General features: G+C 42.3%; 27 protein-coding genes and 2 pseudogenes. 23 read left to right on the top strand and 6 right to left on the bottom strand.

The genetic code is table 11. The features are described from left to right. The first annotated feature begins 8 nt into the window (after nucleotides 1-8). The 8 genes and pseudogenes from U9J37_RS05065 (at nucleotide 9) to U9J37_RS05030 (ending at nucleotide 5,586) form a co-directional block, all read left to right on the top strand. Nucleotides 9-719, top strand: a complete 711-nt coding sequence (locus U9J37_RS05065; RefSeq protein WP_043886901.1) for a response regulator — start codon at nucleotides 9-11, stop codon at nucleotides 717-719. Between the two features lie 23 nt (nucleotides 720-742). Beyond that, nucleotides 743-2,117 (top strand): annotated as a pseudogene (locus U9J37_RS05060) (sensor histidine kinase). Between the two features lie 48 nt (nucleotides 2,118-2,165). Continuing rightward, entirely contained in the window at nucleotides 2,166-2,453 is a 288-nt protein-coding gene (locus tag U9J37_RS05055; protein ID WP_005472082.1) for a Bor family protein, read from the top strand. 219 nt (nucleotides 2,454-2,672) lie between these two features. After that, a complete protein-coding gene (locus U9J37_RS05050) occupies nucleotides 2,673-3,380 on the top strand; it encodes a DUF1826 domain-containing protein (RefSeq protein ID WP_005472112.1) in 708 nt (235 codons plus the stop codon). 172 nt (nucleotides 3,381-3,552) lie between these two features. Continuing rightward, on the top strand, nucleotides 3,553-4,020 hold the full coding sequence (locus tag U9J37_RS05045) for a GNAT family N-acetyltransferase (RefSeq protein WP_043886900.1): 468 nt from the start codon (nucleotides 3,553-3,555) through the stop codon (nucleotides 4,018-4,020). Between the two features lie 243 nt (nucleotides 4,021-4,263). Beyond that, nucleotides 4,264-4,737 carry a hypothetical protein gene (locus U9J37_RS05040; RefSeq protein WP_005472166.1) on the top strand — a complete coding sequence of 158 codons (474 nt, stop codon included), beginning with the start codon at nucleotides 4,264-4,266 and terminating at the stop codon, nucleotides 4,735-4,737. Between the two features lie 4 nt (nucleotides 4,738-4,741). Continuing rightward, nucleotides 4,742-5,254 (top strand): RDD family protein, encoded by a 513-nt coding sequence (locus U9J37_RS05035; RefSeq protein WP_043886868.1) that lies wholly within the window; start codon nucleotides 4,742-4,744, stop codon nucleotides 5,252-5,254. A 110-nt stretch (nucleotides 5,255-5,364) separates the two neighbouring features. Further along, on the top strand, nucleotides 5,365-5,586 hold the full coding sequence (locus tag U9J37_RS05030; protein WP_005472135.1) for a VF530 family protein: 222 nt from the start codon (nucleotides 5,365-5,367) through the stop codon (nucleotides 5,584-5,586). Between the two features lie 44 nt (nucleotides 5,587-5,630). Here U9J37_RS05030 and U9J37_RS05025 read toward each other — a convergent pair whose 3' ends face one another. Beyond that, nucleotides 5,631-6,965: an MFS transporter gene (locus U9J37_RS05025; protein ID WP_005472027.1), complete on the bottom strand. Its 1,335-nt coding sequence runs from the start codon at nucleotides 6,963-6,965 to the stop codon at nucleotides 5,631-5,633. A gap of 149 nt (nucleotides 6,966-7,114) precedes the next feature. Here U9J37_RS05025 and U9J37_RS05020 point away from each other — a divergent pair, with 149 nt between their 5' ends. From U9J37_RS05020 to U9J37_RS04995, 6 genes are all read left to right on the top strand, one after another. Further along, nucleotides 7,115-7,639: a hypothetical protein gene (locus tag U9J37_RS05020; RefSeq protein ID WP_005472139.1), complete on the top strand. Its 525-nt coding sequence runs from the start codon at nucleotides 7,115-7,117 to the stop codon at nucleotides 7,637-7,639. A gap of 339 nt (nucleotides 7,640-7,978) precedes the next feature. Beyond that, on the top strand, nucleotides 7,979-8,980 hold the full coding sequence (locus U9J37_RS05015) for a metal-dependent hydrolase (protein ID WP_005472007.1): 1,002 nt from the start codon (nucleotides 7,979-7,981) through the stop codon (nucleotides 8,978-8,980). Nucleotides 8,981-8,989: 9 nt separating this feature from the next. Next, on the top strand, nucleotides 8,990-9,529 hold the full coding sequence (locus tag U9J37_RS05010; RefSeq protein ID WP_322413926.1) for an isochorismatase family protein: 540 nt from the start codon (nucleotides 8,990-8,992) through the stop codon (nucleotides 9,527-9,529). 333 nt (nucleotides 9,530-9,862) lie between these two features. After that, complete coding sequence (locus U9J37_RS05005) at nucleotides 9,863-10,678, top strand: alpha/beta fold hydrolase (protein WP_322413925.1); 816 nt, start codon at nucleotides 9,863-9,865, stop codon at nucleotides 10,676-10,678. Between the two features lie 89 nt (nucleotides 10,679-10,767). Then, entirely contained in the window at nucleotides 10,768-11,238 is a 471-nt protein-coding gene (locus U9J37_RS05000; protein ID WP_038134421.1) for an RDD family protein, read from the top strand. Between the two features lie 130 nt (nucleotides 11,239-11,368). Then, nucleotides 11,369-12,172 carry a phosphotransferase gene (locus U9J37_RS04995; RefSeq protein ID WP_005471958.1) on the top strand — a complete coding sequence of 268 codons (804 nt, stop codon included), beginning with the start codon at nucleotides 11,369-11,371 and terminating at the stop codon, nucleotides 12,170-12,172. A gap of 313 nt (nucleotides 12,173-12,485) precedes the next feature. Here U9J37_RS04995 and U9J37_RS04990 read toward each other — a convergent pair whose 3' ends face one another. Beyond that, a complete protein-coding gene (locus U9J37_RS04990; RefSeq protein ID WP_043886898.1) occupies nucleotides 12,486-12,962 on the bottom strand; it encodes a peroxiredoxin in 477 nt (158 codons plus the stop codon). Nucleotides 12,963-13,381: 419 nt separating this feature from the next. On the opposite strand from U9J37_RS04990, the gene U9J37_RS04985 reads away from it, so the two are divergent. From U9J37_RS04985 to U9J37_RS04960, 6 genes are all read left to right on the top strand, one after another. Beyond that, nucleotides 13,382-13,588 (top strand): hypothetical protein, encoded by a 207-nt coding sequence (locus U9J37_RS04985; protein ID WP_043886867.1) that lies wholly within the window; start codon nucleotides 13,382-13,384, stop codon nucleotides 13,586-13,588. Then, nucleotides 13,585-14,571: an Imm49 family immunity protein gene (locus U9J37_RS04980; protein ID WP_005472025.1), complete on the top strand. Its 987-nt coding sequence runs from the start codon at nucleotides 13,585-13,587 to the stop codon at nucleotides 14,569-14,571. The genes U9J37_RS04985 and U9J37_RS04980 overlap by 4 nt, the downstream gene beginning before the upstream one ends. Nucleotides 14,572-14,973: 402 nt before the next feature. Next, the gene (locus U9J37_RS04975; RefSeq protein ID WP_043886866.1) at nucleotides 14,974-15,180 is read left to right on the top strand and encodes a hypothetical protein; all 207 of its coding nucleotides are present in this window, start codon (nucleotides 14,974-14,976) and stop codon (nucleotides 15,178-15,180) included. Further along, nucleotides 15,177-16,166: an Imm49 family immunity protein gene (locus U9J37_RS04970; protein WP_005472058.1), complete on the top strand. Its 990-nt coding sequence runs from the start codon at nucleotides 15,177-15,179 to the stop codon at nucleotides 16,164-16,166. Before U9J37_RS04975 ends, U9J37_RS04970 begins: the two co-directional genes overlap by 4 nt. A 713-nt stretch (nucleotides 16,167-16,879) precedes the next feature. After that, on the top strand, nucleotides 16,880-17,089 hold the full coding sequence (locus tag U9J37_RS04965) for a MerR family transcriptional regulator (protein WP_043886865.1): 210 nt from the start codon (nucleotides 16,880-16,882) through the stop codon (nucleotides 17,087-17,089). Next, nucleotides 17,090-18,337, top strand: coding sequence for a site-specific integrase (locus U9J37_RS04960; protein WP_043886864.1), 1,248 nt, complete (start codon nucleotides 17,090-17,092; stop codon nucleotides 18,335-18,337). A gap of 96 nt (nucleotides 18,338-18,433) precedes the next feature. Here U9J37_RS04960 and U9J37_RS04955 read toward each other — a convergent pair whose 3' ends face one another. Next, nucleotides 18,434-19,288 carry a hypothetical protein gene (locus tag U9J37_RS04955; RefSeq protein WP_005472078.1) on the bottom strand — a complete coding sequence of 285 codons (855 nt, stop codon included), beginning with the start codon at nucleotides 19,286-19,288 and terminating at the stop codon, nucleotides 18,434-18,436. 718 nt (nucleotides 19,289-20,006) lie between these two features. Here U9J37_RS04955 and U9J37_RS04950 point away from each other — a divergent pair. Next, nucleotides 20,007-20,870: a phage integrase N-terminal domain-containing protein gene (locus tag U9J37_RS04950; protein ID WP_005472122.1), complete on the top strand. Its 864-nt coding sequence runs from the start codon at nucleotides 20,007-20,009 to the stop codon at nucleotides 20,868-20,870. A 425-nt stretch (nucleotides 20,871-21,295) separates the two neighbouring features. After that, on the top strand, nucleotides 21,296-23,779 hold the full coding sequence (locus U9J37_RS04945; protein WP_005472105.1) for a P-loop NTPase: 2,484 nt from the start codon (nucleotides 21,296-21,298) through the stop codon (nucleotides 23,777-23,779). A 51-nt stretch (nucleotides 23,780-23,830) separates the two neighbouring features. On the opposite strand, the pseudogene U9J37_RS04940 reads toward U9J37_RS04945, so the two are convergent. From U9J37_RS04940 to rplY, 3 genes and pseudogenes are all read right to left on the bottom strand, one after another. Beyond that, nucleotides 23,831-24,149 (bottom strand): annotated as a pseudogene (locus U9J37_RS04940) (regulator). Nucleotides 24,150-24,423: 274 nt separating this feature from the next. After that, complete coding sequence (locus U9J37_RS04935; RefSeq protein ID WP_005471920.1) at nucleotides 24,424-24,558, bottom strand: hypothetical protein; 135 nt, start codon at nucleotides 24,556-24,558, stop codon at nucleotides 24,424-24,426. 426 nt (nucleotides 24,559-24,984) lie between these two features. Beyond that, a complete protein-coding gene (gene rplY / locus U9J37_RS04930) occupies nucleotides 24,985-25,263 on the bottom strand; it encodes a 50S ribosomal protein L25 (RefSeq protein ID WP_005471955.1) in 279 nt (92 codons plus the stop codon). A 382-nt stretch (nucleotides 25,264-25,645) separates the two neighbouring features. Here rplY and U9J37_RS04925 point away from each other — a divergent pair, with 382 nt between their 5' ends. Continuing rightward, a complete protein-coding gene (locus tag U9J37_RS04925; protein ID WP_005472154.1) occupies nucleotides 25,646-26,374 on the top strand; it encodes a glycosyltransferase family 2 protein in 729 nt (242 codons plus the stop codon). Nucleotides 26,375-26,381 lie beyond the last annotated feature (7 nt).

Here is a 26,381-nt window from a genome sequence, read left to right as displayed (position 1 = left end):
ATAACTCGATAAAACAACATTCAATGCTGATCGTTGAAGATGATTTAAAACTTCAACGAATGCTTAAGGATTATTTTGTAACGCAAGGTTTTGCTGTAGATACATTGGATGATGGTGAAACGGCAACTCGCTATATCATCGACAACCAACCTGACGTCGTTCTTTTGGATTTGATGTTGCCTGTCATGGACGGGCTTACAATTTGTCGACAGACGCGTACTCATTACAAAGGTAAGATCTTAATGCTCACTGCCAGTGATGACGATTTCGATCATGTGGCAGGTTTAGAAACAGGTGCTGATGATTACGTGACCAAACCGATCAAGCCGCGAGTGTTGCTTGCTCGGATAAGGACGTTGTTACGCAGGATGGAGCAACCCGAGTTGGAAACAAACGAGAATGAGCGTCATTTCGACAACTTAGTGCTAAGAAAAACGTACAAGCGCTGCGAACTCGATGGTCAAAACATTGCCATGACAGACAGTGAGTTTGATTTGTTGTGGTTTTTGGCCACTTACCCAGATGAGGCGCTATCAAGAGACAAATTAACGCTTGAGTTGCGTGGTATTGAATACGATGGCTTAGACCGAACGATTGATAACAAAATCGTTCGCTTACGCAAGCTACTTGGCGATGATTCCAACCCAGCAGTGAAAATTCAAACTGTGAGAGGAAAAGGGTACCTATTCGTTTCAAGTGCTTGGAAGTCAATCGCTTAACTGACCTTAATAAGAGAATTTTGATGCGAAGGATGTACTTGGAATCCATACTTGGATTGATGACTTGTTTTTTCATTGGCGTTTTTGCCTATGAAATAACCATGTACGAAATCACGACGGACCACGACTATTTACTAAAGGATTATGAAGCGGCTGCGCATCAACAGCTTTTACAAACTATCGCCAACGCGCAAGGCATAGAAGCGGCGCAGCAAAGCATGAAAGAGTTTACGCAGCTGTCGAAGCTGTCTCTCTTTATTTATACGCCCAACGACAGTTTGCCAGACGAGGTAAAGCATTACTTTTCTGGCGGATTTGATATGCCTATCTTTCATGATGAAGAGCGAGAGCTGTGGTTTAAATTAGCAGGCTCAGACGCGACTTATCACTACCTCCCTGATGATGAAAACCCCATTCGACAAAATGCAGACCTGCAAAATGATATTGTCTGGATGTTTTTTATTGCCAGCTTCATCTTGTATAGCTTGTGTCACCTGCTGGTGATTTTTTGGCGGGTGAAAAAGCTCGAAACCGCAACACTTAGCTTCGCCCAAGGTGAACTTTCTGCTCGTGCAGAGACCGCATCAGGACGTGCAATTGGCTCACTAAACCAGTCATTTAACCATATGGCGGATCGCATCCAAAATCTAATCGACAGCAACAGGGCACTGACCAATGCTGTGGCTCATGAACTGCGCACGCCAGTGTTTCGGATTCAATGGCAGGCAGAGTTGCTCAAAGATACCAACTTGGATGAGGAGCAAAGGCAGACAATCGACAGTATTGTTGAAGATACTGAAGAAATGGAAACCATGGTTGATGAGTTGCTCTGTTACGCTCGGCTTGATAGCCATCGTCTTGAGCTTACTAAGACGACGGTTGATGTGGGCGAGCTGTTAAGCAAAGGTAACGTACGTTGGAATAAAGAGACGCAACTTGAACTCTCGATCCAACCCAAGCAGTTTGCGAGCAACGTATCCGTATTTGCCGATGAAAGATTGCTAAAACGCGCACTCGACAACGTTGTGCGTAATGCGATGAAGTTCGCCGATCAAAAGATCCTTATCGAGTTTGAGAAGCAAGCGCAAGCGGTCACTGTATCGGTTCATGATGATGGACCAGGTGTTGATGAAGAGCACATTGCAAACCTATTTGAACCGTTTTATGTAGGAAGCAAAGCGCGGAACAAGGCGAAAAGTGGGCATGGGCTTGGTTTGTCGATTGTTCATAAAATATGTGAACAACATGATGGCAAAGTGGAAGTTGGGCGCAGTGCGTTATTACAAGGTGCAGAGTTTAAACTAACGTTCCCTGTTTTGTAATGATTTCAATGACAAACCCATACAGTCGCTCGCAGAACAATTTGCAATAATCCTCTCCGTCGCTAAGCAGCGTTAAAAACTTTGCGGTTAGCGTTCAAGATCGATATTGAATTTGGAGAGAACAATGAAGAAAGTAATGATTATCGCAGCCTTATCTGTTTTGGCTACTGGTTGTGCGCAGCAGACATTTGTTATGTCAAAAGAAGAAACGTCTAAGCCGGCAACCACACAATCACATCACTTTTTCATTGACGGTTTAGCTCAGAAGAAAGAAGTAGACGCAGCAGGTACCTGTGGTAGTGCAGACAAAGTAGCAAAAGTTGAAGTTCAAAAAACATTCGTTAACGGACTTCTTGAGGTTGTGACACTTGGTATTTACACTCCACGCGAAGCTCGAGTTTACTGTAAGTAATCGACTTAATCGGTGAAATTAATTGGCGCGCAGACCTCTGGTTTAGCGCGCTTTTTTGATCTTATCTGATAGGCAAAGATTTCTTAATCGAAGAAATTTAAAGCTTTTCCCGACCTTGATCTACCCAAACCTCTCCTCATTAACTAAGTCTATGATGCCCATTTAATTGTATTAATTGTTATGTTATAACATTTGGTTTGTATCAAAAGGAGGTATCCTATGAGCACAAGCACAAAAGACAGACAATTCGAAGTAGAGTCACTTGGGAGCAATGCCGCCTCTAGTGATTCACTCACATTTAAAATTGCAAGTATCGGGGATAGCCCCATCACCCTCGGCCATGTCTACCAGCCAAACGTTAATATTGCCGTTTGGCGCCGTAGCATTGCCAACGAACTTCATGAGGCGGCCAATTTCGTTGTCGCTCACAAACCGAGTCTGAGAGCATCTATTGTTGTCACTCCAAGCAGCGCAAAGCAGCAAGTTTCTGACTTGTTGGATGATGTAGAAGGCCTCGAAATCATCGGTGATGATATAGCCAGTCTGGTTGATATGTTTTGCTGCTTATTTGACGTCGAACGCGCTGGTTTAAGGCTTACAACACTCAATGGCGCAATGTGTCCTCGGTTCCATGTAGATAAAGTGCCTGTCCGACTTGTTACAACCTACAATGGTGTTGCAACAGAATGGTTAGCGGATGAATGCGTCGATCGTTCGCGTCTAGCGGCGGGGAACCAAGGTATGCCGGATGATCTATCAGGGTTATATGGAGCATCGAATGACGTGCAGCAGTTGAATATTGGAGATGTGGCTTTGCTTAAAGGAGAGCTATGGCAAGGAAATGAAGGGGCTGGAATCGTGCATCGTTCGCCTACGACCTCAGAAAACACTCACCGTTTACTACTTACATTGGATTTGATTGACTAACAGTGAAAACGACGATTGTTAGGGTTAGCTTAAATATTTGAGTGACACTTTTTGATGTGGCTAGCGGTTGCGCATATTATCTCAACTCTAGGCGAATCCATGGCTGTTCGCTGTTGATCCCCAAGAATGAAGAGTCTAAATGGCTTTTAATGAAATGTATGTGGAAAACAAAATGATAAAAATCGAAAAACTCAGTTGCGACCAAAAGGAAGAGGTAAGGAAAGTAGAAATCGCGCAAGAACAGATCAAGTTTGCTGGTACCGCAGAAGAATTTCTGTTGGATGACTGCGAAACCACGCATTTACACGTGATTAAACACCAAGAACATATAGTCGGTTTCTTTAAACTAGACGTTGCCTATTCGGATAACTACGAGTTTTGTCCCAGTGGCGCGATTGGGCTTCGTGCATTTGCGGTTGATAAAAACTACCAAGGCAAAGGAATTGGAACGCAAGCTGTTGTTGCGCTACTGGCTTACTTAAAAGAAAACTACGCCAGCTATCACTCGATTTATCTCACCGTCAACTGCAAGAACCCGCGCGCGTTTTCTTGTTACCAAAAAGCTGGTTTTGAAGATACTCAGTTACAGTATCTTGGTGGAGACGCTGGGCCTCAACATATTATGTGTGCGGTTTTTTGATTATCGGAACATAGGCATATTTTACATTGCTCTTGGCGCTGCAAAGCTCTCTGTTTGGAAAGCAAAGTACCAAATGGACGTTTATTCTGAACCCAATATAAGTCTCTGTTATATAGGCACTAAATGTATTTACTTTTTTATTTGTGTGGCTTATAAATCTCGCCTTAATTATTATAAAATCGAATTAACTGGGTGATGAACACTGAATTGCTCAGTTATGTAGTTAGGTTAGGTCTATAAATAATGAAAAACGTCTCTTTTTTACTTGTAAGTCTTGCTTTAAGTGGCTGTGCCGCCAATGAAATCGAACCCAAACAACTACCAGATGTCAGTGAAGAACAATTGTTGGGAAGTTGGCTGTGTCAGGATGATTCTTTAGATGCGACTGTTACAGCGACTTACTTTTCCGATGGCCGTTTTACGATGAGTGCTGAATTTGAAGAAGTCATCGATAAGTCACAAGAACCGGTTTCGGTGACAGTGAAATCAGCAGGAGAATGGTCTATCTCAGGACATCAGCTGAAGTCGGTGTCATCAAGTAACGAGGTTGTCGCCAACAACCAGAAATCGAATTTTGTCGCGTACGCAATTAAGCGCAAGGTGCCAGACTCACATACTAGCTTAGATGATTTAGAGTTCCTCTCTGCGAATAAAATGCGAATGATATCAGTCAATGGTGGCAAGACGTTGGACTGTCAATTAACGTCGGCAGAGTAAGGCAATGGATAGCGCGCAGACAACGGATACAAATAATGAAATAGGGGCTCCCGAAACGGTCCTTGCCTCTCGTTGGTCGCGTTTTTGGGCTTGGTTGATAGATAGTTTAATTACTATTATTTTCGTCGTACCCGTTTATATCTATCCTCTCCCCGAGGATCTAGCAAACGCGAATGGGTCCCCCCTATTCTCGCTTCTAATATTAGTCTACTCGGGGGCAATCTATCTGCTTTTGCATGGCTATCTGCTCCATAAGTATGGGCAAAGCATTGGAAAAAACGTGTTCGAAATCGCCATTGTCACAATGGAAAACCAGCGAGTGGGTCTGCCAAAGCTGATATTAAAACGTTGGTTACCTTTGGCTATCATTTCTTTTTTGGGCCCTATTGGGAGTTTGTTGATTATCATCAATATTCTCTTTATTTTCAGAAAGGATCGCCGCTGTATTCATGATCTCATTGCCGGCACACAGGTTGTTTCTGTTGCTAAAAAGAAAGAGCTCGTGTTTACAGACTAAACGACCTCTTCCGTGGGGCATTGCAAAGTTCATCTGAGATAAAACGTCGAACAGAGCGGGTCTAATCTGCTACCATAGCGGTTTAGAGCCGTTCGTCAGGAGTCTCTGTTATGAGCCAAGAACAACCCAATAACCCCTTACATGGTCTGACTTTAGAAAAAATTCTTGTTCGCTTACAAGAACACTATGGTTGGGAAGGGTTAGACGCCGAAATCCAAATCAACTGTTTTTATAACAACCCTTCAATTAAGTCTTCGCTTAAGTTTCTTCGCCGAACGCAATGGGCGAGAGATAAAGTAGAAGCGCTTTATATCGATACCTTCTGCAAATAGTACCTTTCCGCTCTAAAATCTGCCCTGTGAGCGTTTTGGTGACGCTATCTGAATATCGCCTCTTTATTGTTTCTGATAACGAAAAAGACGCTCACAAGGATAAACAAAGCTGCGAAGTAATAAGTGAAAGCGGAGAGTGAATCCAAAAACGCGGTGTGTTGTTCAATCTCTTGTTCGGAATAGTTTTTTGACAATAGTTTGTAGTAGTAGGCATATAGCATACCGATTGTTCCATAGCCAATGTTGAACATGAGTCCTTTAAAGCTAAGAACCGTTGCACGATTGTGTGACTCGGTGTTTCTGTTTAAATGGTAGCTGATGAAGATATTCATCGTCATTGTCAGAAAGATCAACGCAAGTGCCGGGAGCAAGCCGAAAATTGGCCAGCCTAAACTGATCAAATAGTAAGTGGCTAGAGTCAGTAACCCCACGCCTACAAGGAAGACTCTGGGCTCACAGCGTTCTGCTAGTTTCCTGCTTTGGCCGGCAAGTAGAATTTGCAACACGCTGATCCCTGCGCCAATTAAACCAAAATAAATGATCGGGATATGAATCGCGAGATAGTACTGGCTATTCATTGTCAACAACATGCGCGACGTATGCTCGAATAAGCTGTAGTAGAGCAGTACAAATAGCACGACAGGTGTAGAGAGGACCCACTTTCCGGTATTTAGCGTTAACTTCAAACTTGCCAATGTTGAATTTGTTGAGTGATGTGTTTCCGGTGACGTTTTCGGTTCTTCTTTCATGCTATAAGCGGAATAAATCGCAACTAAAGCAACAAACAACGTGGCGTAGACAGGCGTTCGCATAATATCTTGGGTGCTTTGTGGTTGATCCCATCCCAAAAATCCATACAGAGCCGCCATAAAATTAACGTCATACATTGCTGCACCAAGCAAAGTCACAATGATCCCCACCGTAGCGGAAATACGCAATTGCAGTTGCAAGACATGCGGCCAAGCATCTTCTTTGCCTTGCTCTTTTAATGTGTCATACGCGAGGGCTTCATCTGCGCCGCTTGCCAGTGCCATCGCCAGTCCACTCAGCACTCGGTTGACCAGAAAGACATAAAACACCAGTGTAGCGTTTCCTGTCGGTACAAAGGCGATCATGGCAATTTCGATGAACATCACCAACGAAGATATGACGACAAGCTTTTTGCGCCCGAGGGTATCGGCAAACGCGCCAGAGGGAACTTCGGCGATGACGATGGTCACAGCCCAAACCACATTGAGCATAGCGAACTGAGATAGAGTGAGGCCGTAGTCCAAATAAAGGAGCGTAAATACCGGATAGTAAAAACGGGCAAAGTAACTGCTTCGAAACATCAAAAAGCAGCGAACGTTGTTAACGAGCAAAATTTCCCTAACTGTCATGTGTCGCTCCAGTCTGTCCCATAAAAGCAAAGCTCAAATCAAGTTGCGAAATAGACATCATTAGATACAAAGAGCTTTTGATTGCTTCGAGTGGATTGCCTATAATTCTCACCTTGTAATAACTATAGCCTTATTTGAATCAGTTACTTATGCCTTTCTTTCTCATTATCGCATTACTGATTGCGATGTTTTTACTTATTACGTTCTATTTTTATCACTACAACAAGAAGAAAGCTCAGGAGCAAAATGAGAAAAAATCACTCAGCTCTCGAGTTGAAAAGCTGAAAAAACGCTTCAAGGCTAGCCTCAAGCCGTTGACTCAATCGGGCTGTTTGTCCCAGAAAGAGAGCGATGCGTTATATCGTATTGCAAACTACTATTTTGTTTATCAGACGGTGACGCCAGAGAACGTTGCTCACTATGAGCAGTTAACCAGTGATCTGCTCAATGTAATAGAGGTGGATGTTTTGGCCTCATTGAGTCGCGATGAAGATGCCGCGGAGTTTACTCAAAACGTCCTGATGAGCTTAGTGCAGTCGCTGCCTCCGCGAGTGGACGGTTACACTGCTGGGTTTTATCGCAATGATTTACCAGTGCTTACTCAAAGACTCAAAGATTCATTTTCTAATTCGGCTGACGAGTCCGCCTCTCATGAACAAATGCTAACTGAGTAGCATACGCGTCTATTATTTAGTTCACAGCGCTTTAGATGACGCTGGCTTAGATTGAAACCGCACATAGAGCAGCGCAGTACCACTGCGCTGTTCTAATCATCGAGTTCGTCGCTTACTCCATCAATCCTTTCTCTTCTGTTCTTTGGCCCCCATCTTAGGTTGAGGTTTCAAGCCTTTGTATTGCTTTTTTCCTAGCTAATGCGCTCTGTTTGGGGCAAGGCTTCAGATCCCTCTATTTACCTATTCTCTGCTGCGCGTCTATGCTTTGAGAGAGAAGAGATGACGCCTGAATATGTCGCGAGATTTTTGCGTATTACGCACGATAGATGAGTAGATTTGATGGACCCACTAACACAAGGCCTAATTGGTGCTTCGTTACCCCAATCTGTGGGTAAAAAACAGCACGTAATTGTCGCTGGCGTTTTAGGAATGTTGTCTGGAATGGCGCCAGATTTAGATGTCCTGATCCGTTCTTCTCAAGACCCACTACTGTATTTGCAATACCATCGCCAGTTTACCCACTCATTACTATTCATTCCCATCGGCAGCTTGCTTTGCACACTTGTTTTGTATCCGTTATTGGCAAGAAGAGTTGGACTGTCATTTGGACGAAGTTGGTTATATTGTGCTTTAGGTTTTTCGACTCACGCTTTGCTGGATGCTTGCACAAGTTACGGCACTCAGCTGTTTTGGCCTCTGAGTCAGCAGCGTGTTGCTTGGAGCAATGTCTCTGTTGTGGATCCTATGTTTACGTTGCCTGTCTTAATCTTGGTTGCCCTTGCTGTATGGCGGCGTAGCCCAGTGTTCGCACGCGCCGCTTGCGTTTGGGCGCTGGTCTACCTCTCATTAGGGGGCATTCAGAAACAACGTGTCGAGCAAGTTGCCTGGCAGTTAGCAACCGAGCGCCAGCATTCTCCTATCCGGCTAGCAGCCAAACCCAGCTTTGCTAACCTTTTGCTTTGGAAAGTCGTGTATGAAACCGACGACGAGTTCTACATTGACGCGATAAGAGCTGGAGTGAACACAAAAGTCTATCAAGGTGAGTCCGTTCAGAAGCTCGATATCGCACGAGACTTCTCTTGGCTTGATTTGAGTTCCCAGCAGGCCATTGATATTGGTCGTTTTGATCATTTTTCGAATGGATACCTTGCTGTGGATCCTAACAATCCAATGCGAATCATGGATGTGCGCTACTCTATTGTGCCAAATCAAATTAACCCATTGTGGAGCATTCAGTTGTCGCCCAATGCAAATAAAGAAGGTCATGTCCAATATGTTGTTGAGCGAGAGAGCACGGGCGATTCGAGACGTTTGTTTTACAAGATGATACTGAATAACTAAGGATGGAATATGCTTTCAAGAGACAACGCTGGGCTTATCATTGTTGACGTACAAGGCAAACTTGCGCGCTTGGTTGAGAATAGCTCGCTGTTGATAGCGAACTGTGAAAAATTGATTTTGGGTGTGAAAGCCCTCGATATGCCTATCGTATTGCTTGAACAAAACCCCGAAAAACTGGGTCTTACGGTTGAAGAGGTTGGGCGACACCTAACTCATACCGCTGCCATCACTAAGTCCACTTTCAATGCTTGTCAGTCTCCCACGTTTTTAGAAGCCGTTCAGGCGGCGAGTGTCGATTCTTGGCTGGTCTGTGGTATTGAAGCTCACATCTGCGTATATCAAACTGCGAGAGGGTTGACGGAACTTGGGTATCATGTCGAGCTTGTTAGCGATTGTATTTCTTCACGCTCAGAGACGGATGTGCGGCTCGCCATTGAAAGATTAATGCGGTGCGGCGTTGAAGTCACTGGATTGGAAATGTGTCTTTACGAACTTGTCAAAGATTGTCGGGATCCCGCGTTTAAGCCCATCCTTAGTTTGGTGAGATAGCTCGCAGTTTTTAATTCTCGTGAATGCTCACCTTAGGTGGAATATAAAAATCACCTACGCCGAATCGAGTTAGGAGTGAACGGGCTTTAAACGAAAAGTATTGACCGCTTCACTATAAATTCACCCTGCCTATGTATTTGGTTGATTATATTTGCGCACCCAAAACCAGAATTGGATCAATATAGGTCAATCAAGAATCGGCTTAAAATGGACCGCCAACTTTTGGCAGTTTGATTTTAAGTGTCGCTTTAGTATTTTGCGGCGTTATATCTAGTCACAGCTTTACGGTACGACTTAATCACGAAGCCGTTGAGTTTATGGTGTGAGGAAGGGATGAAAAGCGTCAAGTATGATGTTCCTGAGGGAGAGGAATGGAAGGCGGCAATATTGTTAATCCACGGGACCGCTCCAATCTATTACGACGGCACAATTCCTGGTTGTTCAGCTGACTACCAATTAGGGACTACGCCTATTTATGATATGTTAACGTACGAATTAAATCAGCGTTCTTTTTCTACCGTTCGGTATTTAAGAGAGGGCGTATATAAAAACCAAGTAAATTGGGAAGAGTACATCAAGGTCGATCATTATCAAATAGTAAGTCAAATTGAAAAGATCGCGAAAGAAATGCCAAAAAACAAGCCCAAAATACTGTTTGCTTTTAGTGGTGGAAGCATACATGTTTCCCAATTAGATCTATCAAAAATAGATGGTGTCGTTATTGTGGGTGGTCTGTGTACCAACCGTTTTCACAATGCCGCCTTAAATGTGAGAAACAAAGGTGAATGGAAACGCTTCCAAGAGGAAATCGAGTGTTTTAGATTGCTGTCAGAGGAAGAGATAGACAAAATCAACAAACCGAATGGTGACGGTCCGCTGAAGCGCTTTTGGCAAGAAGCCATGCTGAAAGACAATTGGGTCTACTTCCAAAAATATGTGGATTTGCCGACTCTGATTCTTCATGGCTCTAACGATTCTGAAGTTCATAGAAGCCAAGCCAGCATGTGGAAGGCGCTGCTACCTCTGCACAATATAAAGTATGTTGAAGTTGACGGTGGTGACCACTTTTTAAATACGCCCGAGGAATCAGGAGCATCCATTATTTCTCGCGAGCTTGATGTTTGGAGTGTAGAGAACAATCTCATATAGCGAGATAGTCATAATGGTTTTTTGCGTGGCTGAGTTAGTGACACTTTAATTTGATATTTTGCCCTTTTTTAAAATAGATAGGAAAATACATGGAATTTAATAATCAGTATGAATATGCAGGTTTTTGGGTACGATTTGGTGCAACAATTATAGATTCAATTCTATTTCTTATGTTGACCATGCCACTACTTTATTGGGTATATGGCAGTTATTACTTTGAATCTGATAGTTTTATTATTGGTGGTTGGGACCTATTGCTTAATTGGGTATTTCCTTTTATCGCGACAGTACTATTTTGGATTTATCGTTCTGCGACACCAGGAAAGATGGCATTAAAACTGAGAGTTGTTGATGCAAAAACGGGTGAGCCTTTATCAACCAGTAAATCTGTTGTGAGATATTTGGCTTATTACATTAGCACCATTCCTTTGTGTTTAGGCTTTATCTGGATTGCGTTCAGCGGAAAGAAACAAGGTTGGCATGACATGATCGCAAATACAGTGGTCGTTAGACCGAGAGACCATGGTGTCGAAGCGGTCACATTTGAAAGTCGCACTTAATAAATGGCTCAGCATGACGTTCAGCGCTAGTGGTGTCTAGTTGAAGGTTGTGTCAAACGGGTATCAGCAAGGTCAATAATTCGCCTTGCTGACACCTTAATGGCGCGTTGAAAGATACATAAGGATAATAATGGAAGAACTCCAAGGTGGGCGAGAGGGGCAAATTTTTCGCTCCGATAACAAAGTTTATCGACCACGAGGTGTGTGGTCTGAAACAGTACATCGTTTACTGTCACACATCGCAGAAAATAGTTTTAATGCGGCTCCTAAGCCATGTGGTTTTGACTGCAAAGGTAATGAGATTGTGTCGTATGTCGTTGGTGATGTTTTTAATTATCCCCTGAAAGGACATATTGCTACGACGGAGGCTCTGGTTTCTGCCGCTAAGCTTCTTCGCTCGTATCATGATGCCTCTCGCACATTTTTATCAACACACTCGAATGAGTCACTAGTGTGGAAGCTGCCGAGTCGTGAACCCAGAGAGGTCATCTGCCATGGAGACTATGCTCCTTACAATGTAACGCTCGTTGGTTCAGAAACCGTCGGGATCATTGACTTTGATACCGCGCATCCAGCGCCGAGGGTTTGGGATGTCGCTTATGCTGTTTACTGTTGGGCGCCATTCAAAACCCATGAATCGGATGCAATGGGCAACCTAGAGTCGCAGTCTTTGCGAGCTAAACAGTTTTGCGATGCTTACGGGTTGCTTGAAGCAGAGCGCGAGCGGTTAGTCGAGACAATAACAGATAGGATTCAAGTGTTAGTCGATTACATGTTCAACGAAGCCGATAACGGCAACACAGCATTCATTGAAAATATTGCAGACGGACACCACTTGGCTTATCTCGCTGATATTCAATATATCAACAGCCACAAACAGTATATTGAAGATGTTTTGATTGGAGAGCGTTTTGTTAGAGAAGATGGGCGGTAAAGCTTGGATGTGAGTAAAAAGTTCAAAGATGTGGAAACAATATGGACTTTAACTTTGAACAATGGCGTTTGGAAAGCCCCCAACATTGAAAGTACTTCTATGACGATGGATTATGTTAATAAAACCAATTATTTGCCCAAAATCGAGACGACTGTCGTCAGTGATCTGAGAGCCTAACAGATCGTAGCTCGCAATGCTCAATGCTTTAGATTTCAATTCAAGTTAGGTTTTGTGTGTAGAAGTACGGTTCTTTTTCTATATTCAAAGAAAAGGGTTCAGAATGGAATATCCGGAACCCTTACAGCTCTTAAGATCACTTTAGAGCAGCTAAAATAGTTTCGGCTTTACTTGCTTCGAACTGCTTGGGTTCTTCAACATTCAATTGTGTTACCACACCATCTTCGATAATCATTGCGTATCGTTGTGAGCGAATTCCACCGAATGTAGCCGTATCCATTTCAAGGCCTAGAGCTTTAGTAAAGCTAGCGTCACCATCGGCCAACATCATAATTTCTGTGGCATTCTGCGCTTCTCCCCAAGCTTGCATCACAAAAGCATCGTTGACTGATACACACGCAATGATATCGACGCCTGCCGCTTTAATTTCGTCAGCCAGTACAACGTATCCTGGTAAATGAGCCTCAGAACATGTTGGCGTAAATGCACCTGGCACAGCGAAAAGCACCGCTCGCTTGTTTGCAAAAAGCTCATCTGTGTTGTGAGTTACCATTCCTTCCTCGCCGAGTTCGCTTAGGGCTGCAGTAGGTATTGTTTGGCCTTTTTTGATCATGTGCACCTCCATTTTTAATTTGCATGAACAGTCTAACTGCCAAAGTAAATAGGGACCACCCACAGAAAACAAGGGTATAGCGGGAAGCGTTTCTGTTTTATGGTCAATCGCTCCAACACCACGACCATTAAACCCGAAGCGTCCAATATGTGAGCCGTTGTAAAAAGGTAGCATTCAATCTTCTTGTCTTGATGCTGCTTGATATTTAGAGGGGGACTATTTTTAATGCTTCCTTGGCTTGTTTTTCATTGATCGCAACACAGTTAAAGCGCTTAACGTAATCGCATTCAGCGCTACAAGATTTGGCAAGAAAACACAACAGTAGACAGTATGAAAGGTATTATGATTTATTCACAGTATTCCTCCTTAGCGTCTAGTAGTGTCGAGACGGAGCCCCGGATAAAGGTTTGGGAAGACCTTTGGCTACTGCTCGTGCGAGGAAAGAAAAAGTAGAGCTAACTGGTGGTCCTGAATTGAGAGAAACTTTAAGTTTGATAGAAAGTGCTGCTAATAGCGGACAATTAGCGTATAAGGTTGTTCACCAGCGGATTGACGGCAATGGTAGTCTAGGTAAATTGACAATTACGGATTATAAACAAGAAAATATTAAGGTACCGACAATATGATTGATTTTAATCAAAATCATTACAAGCGACATATTGATACCAAAGGCTGGAACAAGCTAACGATGGAGGATTTGGTTGATGGTTTACACAATATAGAAGATATTTTCCACAAAATATTTACTCCCTCTTTGTATCAAAATGCCGTTATGTGCGATTGTGGGCTACATGCTTCTTGGGCAACTTCACTTGTAATAGGAATTCCTAAGCATCACAGTCAATATCTGTTGGCTTATGCCGCCGAAGCTCATCAAATGGTATTACGGATGCAACGTCATGCTGGAAATGAAGTCAAGGTAACGAGTTTGGAGCGTGAGTTAATCTTACGACCTGGAGAGTACAAGCACTTAACTTTTGAGTTTTACTTAACAGGGTTGTGCTTAAATACCTTACTTGGCTATAAAGAAGCTGAGCAAGAGATCTTAGACTTTGCGTTCTCCGACTTCAAAAATGCCATGACGTCACCCGTGCCTGATGCCTGTGAGGCTTTCTTTGATTTGTTTAAGGCATACTTCGCTAACGAACAAGATCAATGCATTCGTGATGCTCTAATGGATAACTTATATCCGTATCTGCAAATGGGTGCCATTGAAGCGAAGTCTGAACAATTTGTAGAGCGTTATTATCAGTTCCTGTTTATGCCACTCTACAGCATTGTTGCTCATTCTTGGGGTTATGATGACACAGATTTGGATACCACCATCAAAGCCGCCATGGAGGCAAATTACGAATATCATGCCTACTTTGCGCCTCAACCAGGTCAGAAGAAGGGTGATGAATCTCTAGATTTGTTTGGGGCTGAGGCATATATCCATCACCACATTATGGCGTTTTTAGCTGTACATTATCGCCATACAGGGAAAATGGTCTCTTTCCAAAGTGATTATATGCCCCAATGGGTAATTAAAGGTGAAGGTCCCACCCGAGATGAGGTACTTGCTAATCCACCTGTGTTTGATTTAGAGCACGTTCTTGAGAAAGCATAAATAAGCCGAAAGGCCTCTCGTTGTTGAGTGGCCTTTTTTATAAAATTACATTCACTGAGATCATATTATGATTTTTCGTGATTTTTATCCCACCTAAACAGGAGATAGTATCAAATGTTTGTTGCGTCTATAACTTGCTGATTGACTCTTGTGTTGCGGTGATCTTCTTATTCAATCACTACGATGTATGGTTACCACTGGCCTGAGTAAGATCCTTTTGGGGCAGGAATAAATACACCTATCGTCCACATCTAGTTCTCTCAAAAATTATTTGGTTATTGCTAGAGACAAGACTACTCCTCATAAAGGGGAAAACTACTGGTAAACCTGAAGTTCTATGCATCTCAAATTGGTGAAGCCGCAGCTGCACACGTAGCCCCGGATAAAGCTTTGGGAAGACCTTTGGCTACTGCTCGTGCGAGGAAAGAAAAAGTAGAGCTAACTGGTGATCCTGATTTGAGAGAAACTCTAAGTTTGATAGAAAGTGCTGCTAATCGCGGACAATTAGCGTATAAGGTTGTTCATCAACGTATTGACTCAAATGGCCAGTTAGGCAAACTCACTATCACCGATTATAAGCAGGAGCGCTCTGAGGTATTACCGTTATGATAAATATTAATAAAAATCATTTTAAGCAGTTGATTAAAAATCAATCTCGCCAATTAAATGATACGAAGTTTCTTTGCGAGGATATTGTTCGCATTCAACAAGACTTCAGTGAAATATTTACAGTAAGCTTGTATCAAAATGCTATCGATTTCAATACAGACAACCTGTTTAGCTATTGGTCGAATTCCTTAATACTTGAAGTACCTCGAGTGCACTCGAACTACATTCTTGCTCGTGCAGCAGAAGCTCATCAAATGGTATTACGGATGCAACGCCATGCGGGAAATGAAGTCAAGGTAACGAGCTTGGAGCATGAGTTAACCTTACGACCTGGAGAGTATAAGCACTTAACTGTTGAGTTTTACTTAACAGGGTTGTGCTTAAATACCTTACTTGGCTATACCGAAGCAGAGCAAGAGATCTTAGACTTTGCGTTCTCCGACTTCAAAAATGCCATGACGTCACCGGTACCTGATGTCTGTGAGGCTTTCTTTGATTTGTTTAAGGCATACTTCGCTAACGAACAAGATCAATGCGTTCGCGATGCCCTAATGGATAACGTATATCCGTATCTGCAAATGGGTGCCATTGAAGCGAAATCGGAACAATTTGTAGAGCGGTATTATCAGTTCCTGTTTATGCCTCTCTACAGCATTGTTGCTCACTCTTGGGGGTATGATGACACAGATTTGGATACCACCATCAAAGCCGCCATGGAGGCAAATTACGAATACCATGCCTACTTTGCACCTCAACCAGGTCAGAAAAAGGGCGATGAATCTCTAGATTTGTTTGGGGCTGAGGCTTATATCCATCACCACATTATGGCGTTTTTAGCCGTACATTATCGCCACACAGGGAAAACGGTCTCTTTCCAAAGTGACTATATTCCCCAATGGGTAATCAAAGGTGAAGGTCCCACCCGCGATGAGGTACTTGCTAATCCACCTGTGTTCGACTTAGAGAACATTCTTGAGAAAGCATAAATAATCCGAAAGGCCTCTCGTTGTTGAGTGGCCTTTTTTATAAATCACACTAACTATGGTAAAGCTTTGATTTTTAATGGTTATTATCCGGAATGGACGGAGATTATTATCAAATGCTTGCTGCGTCTATAATCTGCTGATCGACTCTTGCGTTGCGTTGCGTTGCGTTGCGTTGCGTTGAGTTTCTTATTCACATCACTACGATGTATGGTTTCCACTGACCTGAGTAAGATCCTTTTAGGGCAGGAACAATTACACCTATCGTCCACACTTAGTCCTCTCTAAAAATATTTGGTTATCGCGATTTGGGACAAAGTGGTTGAGTGGCAGTAAGTTGAATAGAGGTGAGAGTGTTTTTGAGGGCTCAAAAACGGTGAAACCCCGATGTTGGTAGTAATCTTCGCTGTCTTGTGTTTATTTGTAATAATTTCATGTGTTTATAGCTGGTGGTTAAGCTCTAGCTGGCCTAAAAAACGGTTAAAAAGGCCAATAAAATAGTGAAATTAAATCAATGCATTAGCAACTTGGTACTACTGTATTAGTCCACCTTAAAGTGGGCTTGAAATCGATTCGATGAATCATTTTACGCTTCGGGAAACATTTTTTTTAATTGCTGCGCAAATAGAATATCACTGAATAAATCGTGCATAGTTTTTCTACCAGTAGATGAAAAATCTTAATTTTCATGTAGTGAAAAAGGTAAGGAGAACGACATGGCGACACGTAAAATCAGACCTAGACAATTTATTGATGAGTTTTATCCTGATTCAGGGATATGCACTACCACCATCATAAATTGGATTAAACACGGCAAGCTTGAGGGCACTAGAACGCCAACGGGCCGATATTTAGTCTGTGTTGACGACGAAATAGGGAACCCTGCAGACAGGGTGAGTGAGCTCCTAAGATTCTTAGAGTCATAAATGGTTGGTAGAGCTAGAAGTAAAGAAACGGCTCATTATCCTCCATTCTTGGTGAAAATGAGCCATAGGGGTCAACCTCGATTTCGGTTTACTACCGTAGATGGTGTGAAGAAGCTATTTCCTCTCGGGACTGCAGAGCAAGAAGCGATACAAGCTGCGCATGTTTACAACTTGCAATATCGTCCTGAGCTAGGAAGTGCGTTTTCCCTATCCGAGATGACCCCATTTCGCAAAGCTGTTTCTAAAGGCCGAAAGGATAAATTCAATCGGCCTTTAAAAGATTGGCTTCCTGTCGTGTTGGCTCGTGTTAAAGCCGAAGAGAAACTCTCAAAAGATGTCTTTAGAAACTTAGAGCGTGACTGCGAAAGGTTGGAAGAGCACATGGGCAAGTGCTTAACAAAATCACTGAAGTTACAACATATCAATGAGCACATTTGTAAATACTATGAAGACCTTAATAATCGACAGCTAAATGGAAAAATCAGCAATCTGAAAAAGATATTTTCATATTTGGCTGATGAGAGTGCGATAGAGAGTAACTTTGTTCTCAACAAGAAACAGCGACGTTTATCCAAAGAGGATTACACCAAAGCGCGTCACAACTTAGACTACGAAAGCTATCTTCAGATCTACGAAGCAGCACCACTGTTCTTGAAAGTCGCTATGTCTTTAACCTTAGAGACGACTCATGCTGTGCGCGAAATCTACCGATTGCGGTATCGAATCAAGAAGCCCAGAGAAGGCGTATGCGGCATCCTTTGGAATGCAGAGGGTAGGGTGGATTACATTGACGGCCAAGCCATCTACGGCACGCTTTATATCCATCGCCAGAAAGTTCAAAAGTCGGAGACATCTGCAGTAGCGATTCCTGTTACTCAGGCGATTAAAGACATTGTCGATCTCTCTAAAACCTCAAGACTGCATTGCCCCTATGTGGTGCATAGAAAACCTCGACAGTTACAGCGAGGCATCTCTAAGGAAACGGATCATCTTTATCAGGTTCACCATCACAATATAAGCAAAGAGTTCAGCAAGGTGAGAGACTCTTTGGGCCTATACGGTCACCTTAAAAAAGCCCTTCGACCAACCTATCACGAGATACGAGGTTTATCGGCCAGAATGATTGAAGAGCAGGGCATAAGCGCAACTGAGCGGATGGCTCATGCGAATGCTGATACAACGAAGATATACACAAGAGAGAATGATATTCGCTGGAATCATGTGCCGGCGATTAAGGTGAAGCGCTAGATTTAAATTGATTTTGTGGGTAATTATTAGACGGAGAACCCCTGTCGGTATGTGAACAATCCACACAGGCATGTGGATTGTCTAGTGTTATTACTTCTAATAGTGTTGAGCATTCGGAACAAATTTTGTGATGCGTAATTCTGTTACGTTTTTGCCTAGCATCTTGTTGTTTCTGAAGGCCTCATAGCAGTTCAAAGCTCTACGCATTCGAATCCGTGCTTGATCTCTTCCCGTACCGTTATTTGTTTCTCTAGCGATAATTACACTTAGTCCATGGACTCCATCCCAATGTCGTCCATCTTTTTTTCCTCCATCGTCATAGTAACGGTCCCAAAAGTGGAAGGCGTTGTCTTCATCCCTATAAACAGTAGCGAGCATTGCTGCCATAAACCCTGAACACATCGGAACAGTTTTGATTTTGTTGTAATTTTTCCTATCAATAGCACCGATCGTTTCAACAATTTCTGTTGGAAGGTTGATGCCCATATCACGGACTCCATAGATGTGCTGTAAACTAGCGTAGAGGCCACCTTGCATAAGCAGTGATGATTGTAATTCTACGCCATACTTTCTTAAGGTCCCGAATAGAAGCTGATTATTCAACTCAGAGGCAGATCTATTATCAAATGTTAAGTAGTAGTTTTCAGCTTCTTCTTTTGAGTGAACGTTCCACACAACCACTAATAGTTGCTCCGGTGCTGCGAGCTGACCGCTGGCCCATAAGAAGGCTCTGGTATGGCCGTCTAGTTTTGATAAACTCCCGTCAGGCCACCTAGCTGCGTTTACTACTGCATGTGTATTGTGACTGTCTGACAAATGTCTAACTACTGCAGCTTTAGCATGCTTGGGAGTGTTTCGTTGCCTTGAGCAATCGTCGAGCTCCATCCATTCTGAGGGTGTCATGTAAATAACTTCTGGAAGTTCGGTTTTCTTAGTTGTCAGTGCTTTCATAAAGCCTCCATAACAAATTAGATAAATACTTTGCCCCAAATAGGCTTTGCTTTAATGGCTGTATTTACTATCACTGCGATAGACGAAAGAAAAATTCCCATTAAAGGTGTACAAAATTTAGACGTCAGTTAGATCTCCTGCAAGTTATCGAGTTATTGAATTTAGACAGGCTCTCGCCTTTAGAAGATGTATTCGGGTTACTAGGCCTGTCACTACAAGCATGGAGTGACAGGACGGATAGCGCCCGCCATTACTTACCTGTCGGACCGAACCTGAGCATTATCAGCGCGTGACGCCGAACTAAAACTGACGCTGAGAGCGTCACTAAATTTGAATACTCAGCACTCATCGCACACAATGAAATGGAATTAAATACGCAGCCATCGCTGCACAGATTACTCGTAGAAGAAACCACTTAATTTACCAGCGCATTCTTATCTCACCAGCCTTACGGGCTTCTGGGAATTAAAACAATTGTTCGTGGCTTACAGTCAGTCAATTGTACGGAATTTTTGCCGCGCAGTAGTCTCGCTCTAATACCTAATTACTTCACCGAAGTGATAGGCGTTCTGTCGAAATGAACGGGAGCAATAACACTAATCTGAAATCGCATTGATACTTAACTACTGTACCCGTGAAATAAGAATCGCAGCTTCAAAATGGAAAGAGCCGATGGCCTCGGCTCTTTATTTTTCATCTTCTAACGGAGAAGTAAAAGATGGCTTCAGATTTCTCTTATCAGGTATTACAAATATTGCGTCGAAATCCAGATGGTTCGAAATCGACACAAGCGGAACGCAAGAAAACGCTAAAGCTGATGGATAAGCAGTTACAAGAGATGCATGTAAGAAAGCTCCAAGTGCGAAACTTAGGTCGGCGCCATATCGATAAGCTCTTAAACCTGTGGCAATCACAAGGTTTGTCGGCAAGTACAATCAAGAATCGAATGTCCCACCTAAGATGGCTATCAGAAAAAATTGGTAAGCCTGGCCTTATACCAGCTAGCAATACATCTCTCGGTATTGAAAAGCGCCACTACGTTACAAACATCAATCGGTCCCGTCACATATCAAATGAACAATTATCTAGGCTCAATAACCGCTATTTAGAAGCGAGTTTCAGATTACAAGCCGCTTTTGGTCTTCGCCGTGAAGAATGCATGAAGATAATACTGCGCTTTTCAGATAAAGGTGATTACTTAGCTTTGACGAAAACGAAGGGCGGTAGACCCCGAACCGTACCAATCAGAACCCAAGCACAGCGTGAACTCATCGACTCAATAAAAAAGTGGGTGGGGGATGGCTCACTTATACCGAAAGAGGATAGGTATAAAACTCACCAAGGTAGATATGAACGAGCGTGTATCAAGATGGGGCTGGATCGTGCACATGGCCTGAGACATGCGTATGCGCACCAGCGATACCTTGAGTTGACGGGGAATAGCGCTCCTGCTGCGGGAGGCCCGTCAACGAAAGGGTTGAGTGGTGCAGACAAACAGCGTGACTATGAAGCCAGAATGATCATTAGCGAAGAGTTAGGGCATAGCCGAGAGGAAGTGACTGCGGTTTATTTAGGGCGTTGAATTAACGGTCAGATCCCAAAAACTGATCTAAAAGTGTTCTAGGTTAGAACACTTTTGTCGTTTTCGTAGGAGCAAAACATTCAAAGTCAGAACATTTTAGCTGCTTATCCAAGTTGTTCTAATTTGTTCTTGCCCCAAAGTAGCTTAGACCTTTACTCACTCCCATCCTGTACATGAGCTTTTGTCCGACTAAAAATTATCCATTCTTCTAATAATGTTCGTTGTGAATCCCCGTGTTGTATCACGGGGAGTAAATTCGAGAGAGATACTAGGCTCGCCCTTATATATTCAGGTAGCTAATGCTAAATTTCATGACATTCTAGAGGTTTATCAACATACTGGATGTTGTTGTTTCTAACCATACGGTGTACATTAGTGATAGATGATTTATAAGTAATTGATATAATTATAATTAAAGGTGTAAAATGAATTCTCACATTAAAACAGCTTTGTTAAATGGCCGTCTAGTGTTGTTACTAGGAGCTGGCGCATCTAGAGGTTGTAGGAATCAGCTAAACAAAGATATTCCTTTAGGTTGGGAACTAGCCAAAATACTTGCAGAAGAGATGGGTGAAGAACTAGGCGAAGAAGATCTATCTGAAGTTTATTCTGCCGCAAGAGCAAAGCTTGGTTCGCAAGTAGATACTATCTTAGAAAGACAATTTAAGCATTGTACACCTTCGATTGAATACAACGAATTAGTGAAGTTTCCATTCTTTAGGGTTTACACTCTAAATATTGACGACGCATTTGAAAAAGCAGCGTTAAATCAATCTAATAGATTTTTTAATGTTAAACAACGTGATGATGATATTACAGAAGTAGACCAATTCTACAAAACCCTTGATCTAGTGAAACTTAATGGCGACATATCACGCACAAAAGATGGCTTTATCTTTTCGCCACAAGAATATGGCGAAGGTGCTGCAAAGGAGCCGCTCTGGTATAGTGAGTTAGGTCGCGATTATCACAAATACACTTTTATTTTTATTGGAACCAAACTCAAAGAGCCATTGTTTTTTCATCAAATACAAAAGTATAAAGCGCGAACTGGAGTAAGTGATTTAAAAAGCTACCTATTGATTCCTAGCCTTTCCAGTATTCAAAAAACCAGTTTAGAATCTTCAAACATTCACCATATCCCAGGGACGCTGGGTGACTTTGTTTCTTGGCTAAAAGCTGAGTTTCCAAAAATTCCAACAAGTGAAGATATCGTTAGACACACTCGACCGGAGTTGATTGAAGAGTCCAATAGAGATAATAAAAAGCTTGAATTGTTTTCTGGGGTAACTCCTGTGAGCAGGTCTTCTCTAGCTTTAATGAACAGACCACCATCTATGTCTAAAATACGTGACTTCTATAAGGGTTTTAAACCTACGTGGTTTGACATTATGGACGCAGTTCCTGCATATCTTCAAAATACTAAGTTATTTTTTGATGATTATCTGGCCAATAAAAAAGCAAATCCGTTGGACGTCTTTCTTATGCTTGGCTTTGCGGGATGTGGTAAGACTACAGCTTTAAAACAGATAGCTTTAAAAATTGCCGATGAAGGCGACCGTAACGTCTACTATATCGATGAATATAAAGATAATTTAGTAGATTTAGTCAGAGAGTTAGATTTTCGAAACCCAAAACCATACTATCTTTTTGTTGACCGCATTTCCGACCTCGCGCCGCAAATAGCGACAATTATTAAAGGTTCTAAGTCAACTAAAGCGATCTTCGTTAGTGCCGAAAACCCTAAAATTTGGAAGTCTAGAGGTAAAGATCATTTAAGCACCTATCGACCATTTGAAGCTGACGTATCTGAGCTGCAAAACTCCGATGCTGACAGTATTCTCGAGAAGTTAGAGATTTATGGCAACTGGACTCGCTTAGCTCAAATGTCGAAAAGAGATAGGAAGAAAGAGCTCTTACAAAAGTCTAAGAAACAACTTTTAATTGGTTTAATAGAAGCTACATCAGGCGAAGGCTACAACAAAATAATTCAAAATGACTATAAGAGTATTACCTGTGATTCCGAGCAGGCATTACTATTGTTAGCTGGACTAGCGACAACACAACGTGTACCAGCAAGCGAAGCAACTTTAACGCGTGCGATGTCATATCTTGGTTTAAACTCGGACGTTCATTATTTAGCTTCTCAAATGGATGGTATAGTTAGGTACATTAATGGTTCCGTTACAACTCGCCATCGTGTTTATATTGAGCGCCTATTTAAGTTATATATATCAAGCGAAGAGCTATATAGAATCTACCATGCTTATATTAAGTCCTTTTCCGTGTACCATTTCCCAATTGTTAAAAATATAAGCCGCAATGAGTCCACTATCTATAAGCATTTGGTAAATGCGAAGGCACTTGGGAAAGCGTTTAAGGATGATAAGACAAAGGTCCTATCGATCTATGAATCGTTTGAAAAAGCATTCGAAAATGAGGGGCTTTTTCTGATGCAGTATGGATTGGCACTACGTTCTTTTGGCCTTAATGAGGCTGCCTATGAAAAGCTCCGTATTGCTAACCAAGCATTCAAGGATTCACCTCAAATTGAACATGCATTAGCGCAGCAACGCATAATACTAGCTTGTCAAGAAACAGATGAAACAATTGCTATGGCTTATCTAGAAGAAGCAGAACAAGTTCTGAATCGTTTGAATAGTAATAATATAAGATCGCAAGTAGGTGCCTCCGACCGTTATCCAATTATCACTCTGTCAGAAGGGCACGTAAAAGTGTTAGATAATTTTGGTCATGTTAACGAAGCTAAAATCGTCGCGAAGCAATATCACACTAGAATTAGCGATAATAGTGACTTGGTTGAAAACTCGAGAATCCAGACTACTCTTGCAAATCTTATGAAGTACTACCTGACCGGTAAGTGGCCTGAGAAAAATGGAACGAATTAGTTAAGTAAATATTATAAAAAGGCTTCCTTGGAAGCCTTTTTTCGGTCCAAACTACTTATAAATAATCTTCGCGATTGAACGTGCAATCATTTATCAAATGACTCGATGTGTTTATTTCTAGTTCAGGTTGAATACTAAATAGAGTAATCCCCGCTAAGATTTGTTGAGGCGAAACAGTTTTCCTTGTTGGTAATTCCATACGGTCATAGTGCATTTGAAACTGCTCCTAATCCTCACTTGCACTTAGCTCTCGTCCTTTTGCCATTCTCATGATCCTTTTACATTCTGGCGGTATCGGTTTCTACTCATCCCAACCAGTGATGGTTCTTACACTTTTAAAACACAGTTCAGCGACCTCTTCCTTGGTCATTTGGCATTCTAATTATCGAAAAATGTAATTATTACTTATTTCTCGATGTTTCACGGATAAATACAATAGGTTGAACTGAATTGACTGGATGCACGCTATAGAATATATACAGACAAAGTGCGCACTACACAAAGGCGTATTAATTGGCAAATTTTCCTTATAAAAAGTTATTCATGAATCACTAATGTTAAGGTTCATGAAACTCATTTATATCCAAAAATGAGTTAGTCCCTTAAGTCAATTTAAAGATAAGCAGCTGCCAATGATCACTTTATTAGTGGCTGCAATCTTCTTCAACTTCATCTAAATCCATCTCACCCTCAACCAGTTCCGCCAACTCATCTGCATGTGCAGTATAAGCATCTAATCCTTCGAGTAGCTCTTGCTCGGTCAAAGTCTTCTTATCCATTTCTGTAGCCTCACTAGTGAGCAATTTAATCGGAAGTATAACACTGATGTAGGATTTACTCGGAAGCCGTTTAGAGGCTCTTTCAGGCATGTTTTAGAGTAAAGAATAAAGTAGGGGAAGTAGGGCAGTGATTTGAGCCGTGGTGAAAATGGGTCTAAGATAGTTGAGAGAGAAACTACTGTATAAGTCCACTATTCGTCCACACTTAATCCACCCATAAATGATGTGGTTATTGTGGGGTTGGGTAAAGTGGCGAATTTTCAGTAAGTTGAAGAGAATTGAGAGCGTTTTTGAGGGATCAAAAACGGTGAAGCCCCGATGTTGGTAGCATCGGGGTTTCGAATTTTTAGATGTCTCGGTTGGTAAGTCCGATAATCTTTTATGCAAAAGGTTGGATTAAATCCGAATTAATTCCTTGGTAGGGAATTAGATGCGGATGAAGTCCATGTGCTCAACTTTTGGCTTGAACGCGTGACGTTGAACGTCTTGTGGCTTAACTTTAACTTCAGCGCCGTCGATTACTAGAACGATACCTTCGTAGAACTCAGGCTTGTCCATTTGGTTAACAACGTCATCGTGGTTAAGAACGATAGAAACTGCTGCTTCTTCACCGCCGTATACAACTGCAGGGAATTTACCAGCGTGACGTAGGCGGCGGCTCGCACCTTTACCTAGTTCAGTACGTACTACTGCTTCAAATTTCATAGTATTTACTCTCAAATATGAAAAAATTTAAATTCACATTCAGCGATGCGACCTCGCTCGAATGTGCTAATCGCTTAAGAGTAATTGGTAGTAACTCTATAAGCGAGCGCGGATACTAACACTGTACGGGGGTTCAAGCAATAGATAATCATGCTAACGGAACATCTTTTGGGTAAATCTATTCAATTAGTTAGCAAGAGGTTGTGGTTATTGTTCGTCGTGCTGAATTCATGAGCGCAAAGTCAGCCAATCCGCGTTATTTTGAAATTGGGCGTTGGCCTCAGAAGTGAATCGAATCTGAATGGCTTTCTCACGGGCGGTTAAGTCTACCTTGGTTAAATTGTTTATCAACAGCACAACAGTTTAATAAAAGGGTATCGCTATGGAACAGTTAAGTATTGTCATTATCACACTCAATGAAGAGAAACGCATTGGTCGTTTACTTGAAAACCTAAGTCAGCAAACGTATCAAAACTTTGAAGTCATTGTCGTTGATTCAAACAGTGATGACGCCACGTGCGATGTGGCTAAAGCTTACAGCAATGCCTTGCCGAAGCTAACCGTCCATAGAATGGCAGGTCGCGGTACCAGCTTAGGCCGTAATACGGGAGCAGAGTTGGCGCAGTATCAACGTATTCTATTCCTTGATGCCGATGTACAGCTAAGAGCTAATTTCCTGCAAGAAGCGATGATGCAACTTGAAGAGAAGAAGCTTGAGGTCGCGGGTGTGTTTATGGGGGCTAACGGCTTACCACTGATTCACAAGCTGGGTTACGGTTTGTTTAACGTTGGCTTATACCTGACTCAGTTCTTTTTTCCGACGGCAGTGGGGGCTTGTATCTTCTCGACTAAGCGCGTGCATAAAGAAATCGGAGGGTTTGATGAAGAGATTGTTTTATGCGAAGACTGCGACTACGTCAAACGTGCCAGTCAAACTTGGCGATTCCGCTTTCTAAACCTTACCTTCCGCTTTGACCCGCGCAGGTTGGATCAAGATGGTGTTTTTAAAATGGGTTACACCTATTTATCTGCCAATGTTCGTCGATTCATCTTTGGGGAAATGCGTAAAAACGAGATGAACTACCAGTTCGGCCACTATAAAGAGCAATAAGCGTTAG

The organism is Vibrio sp. 16 (assembly GCF_963681195.1).
GTDB classification, from domain to species: Bacteria; Pseudomonadota; Gammaproteobacteria; order Enterobacterales; family Vibrionaceae; genus Vibrio; species Vibrio sinaloensis_D.
The sequence above is the reverse complement of the archived record's forward strand: the minus strand, read 5'-3'. Positions and strand labels throughout refer to the sequence as shown.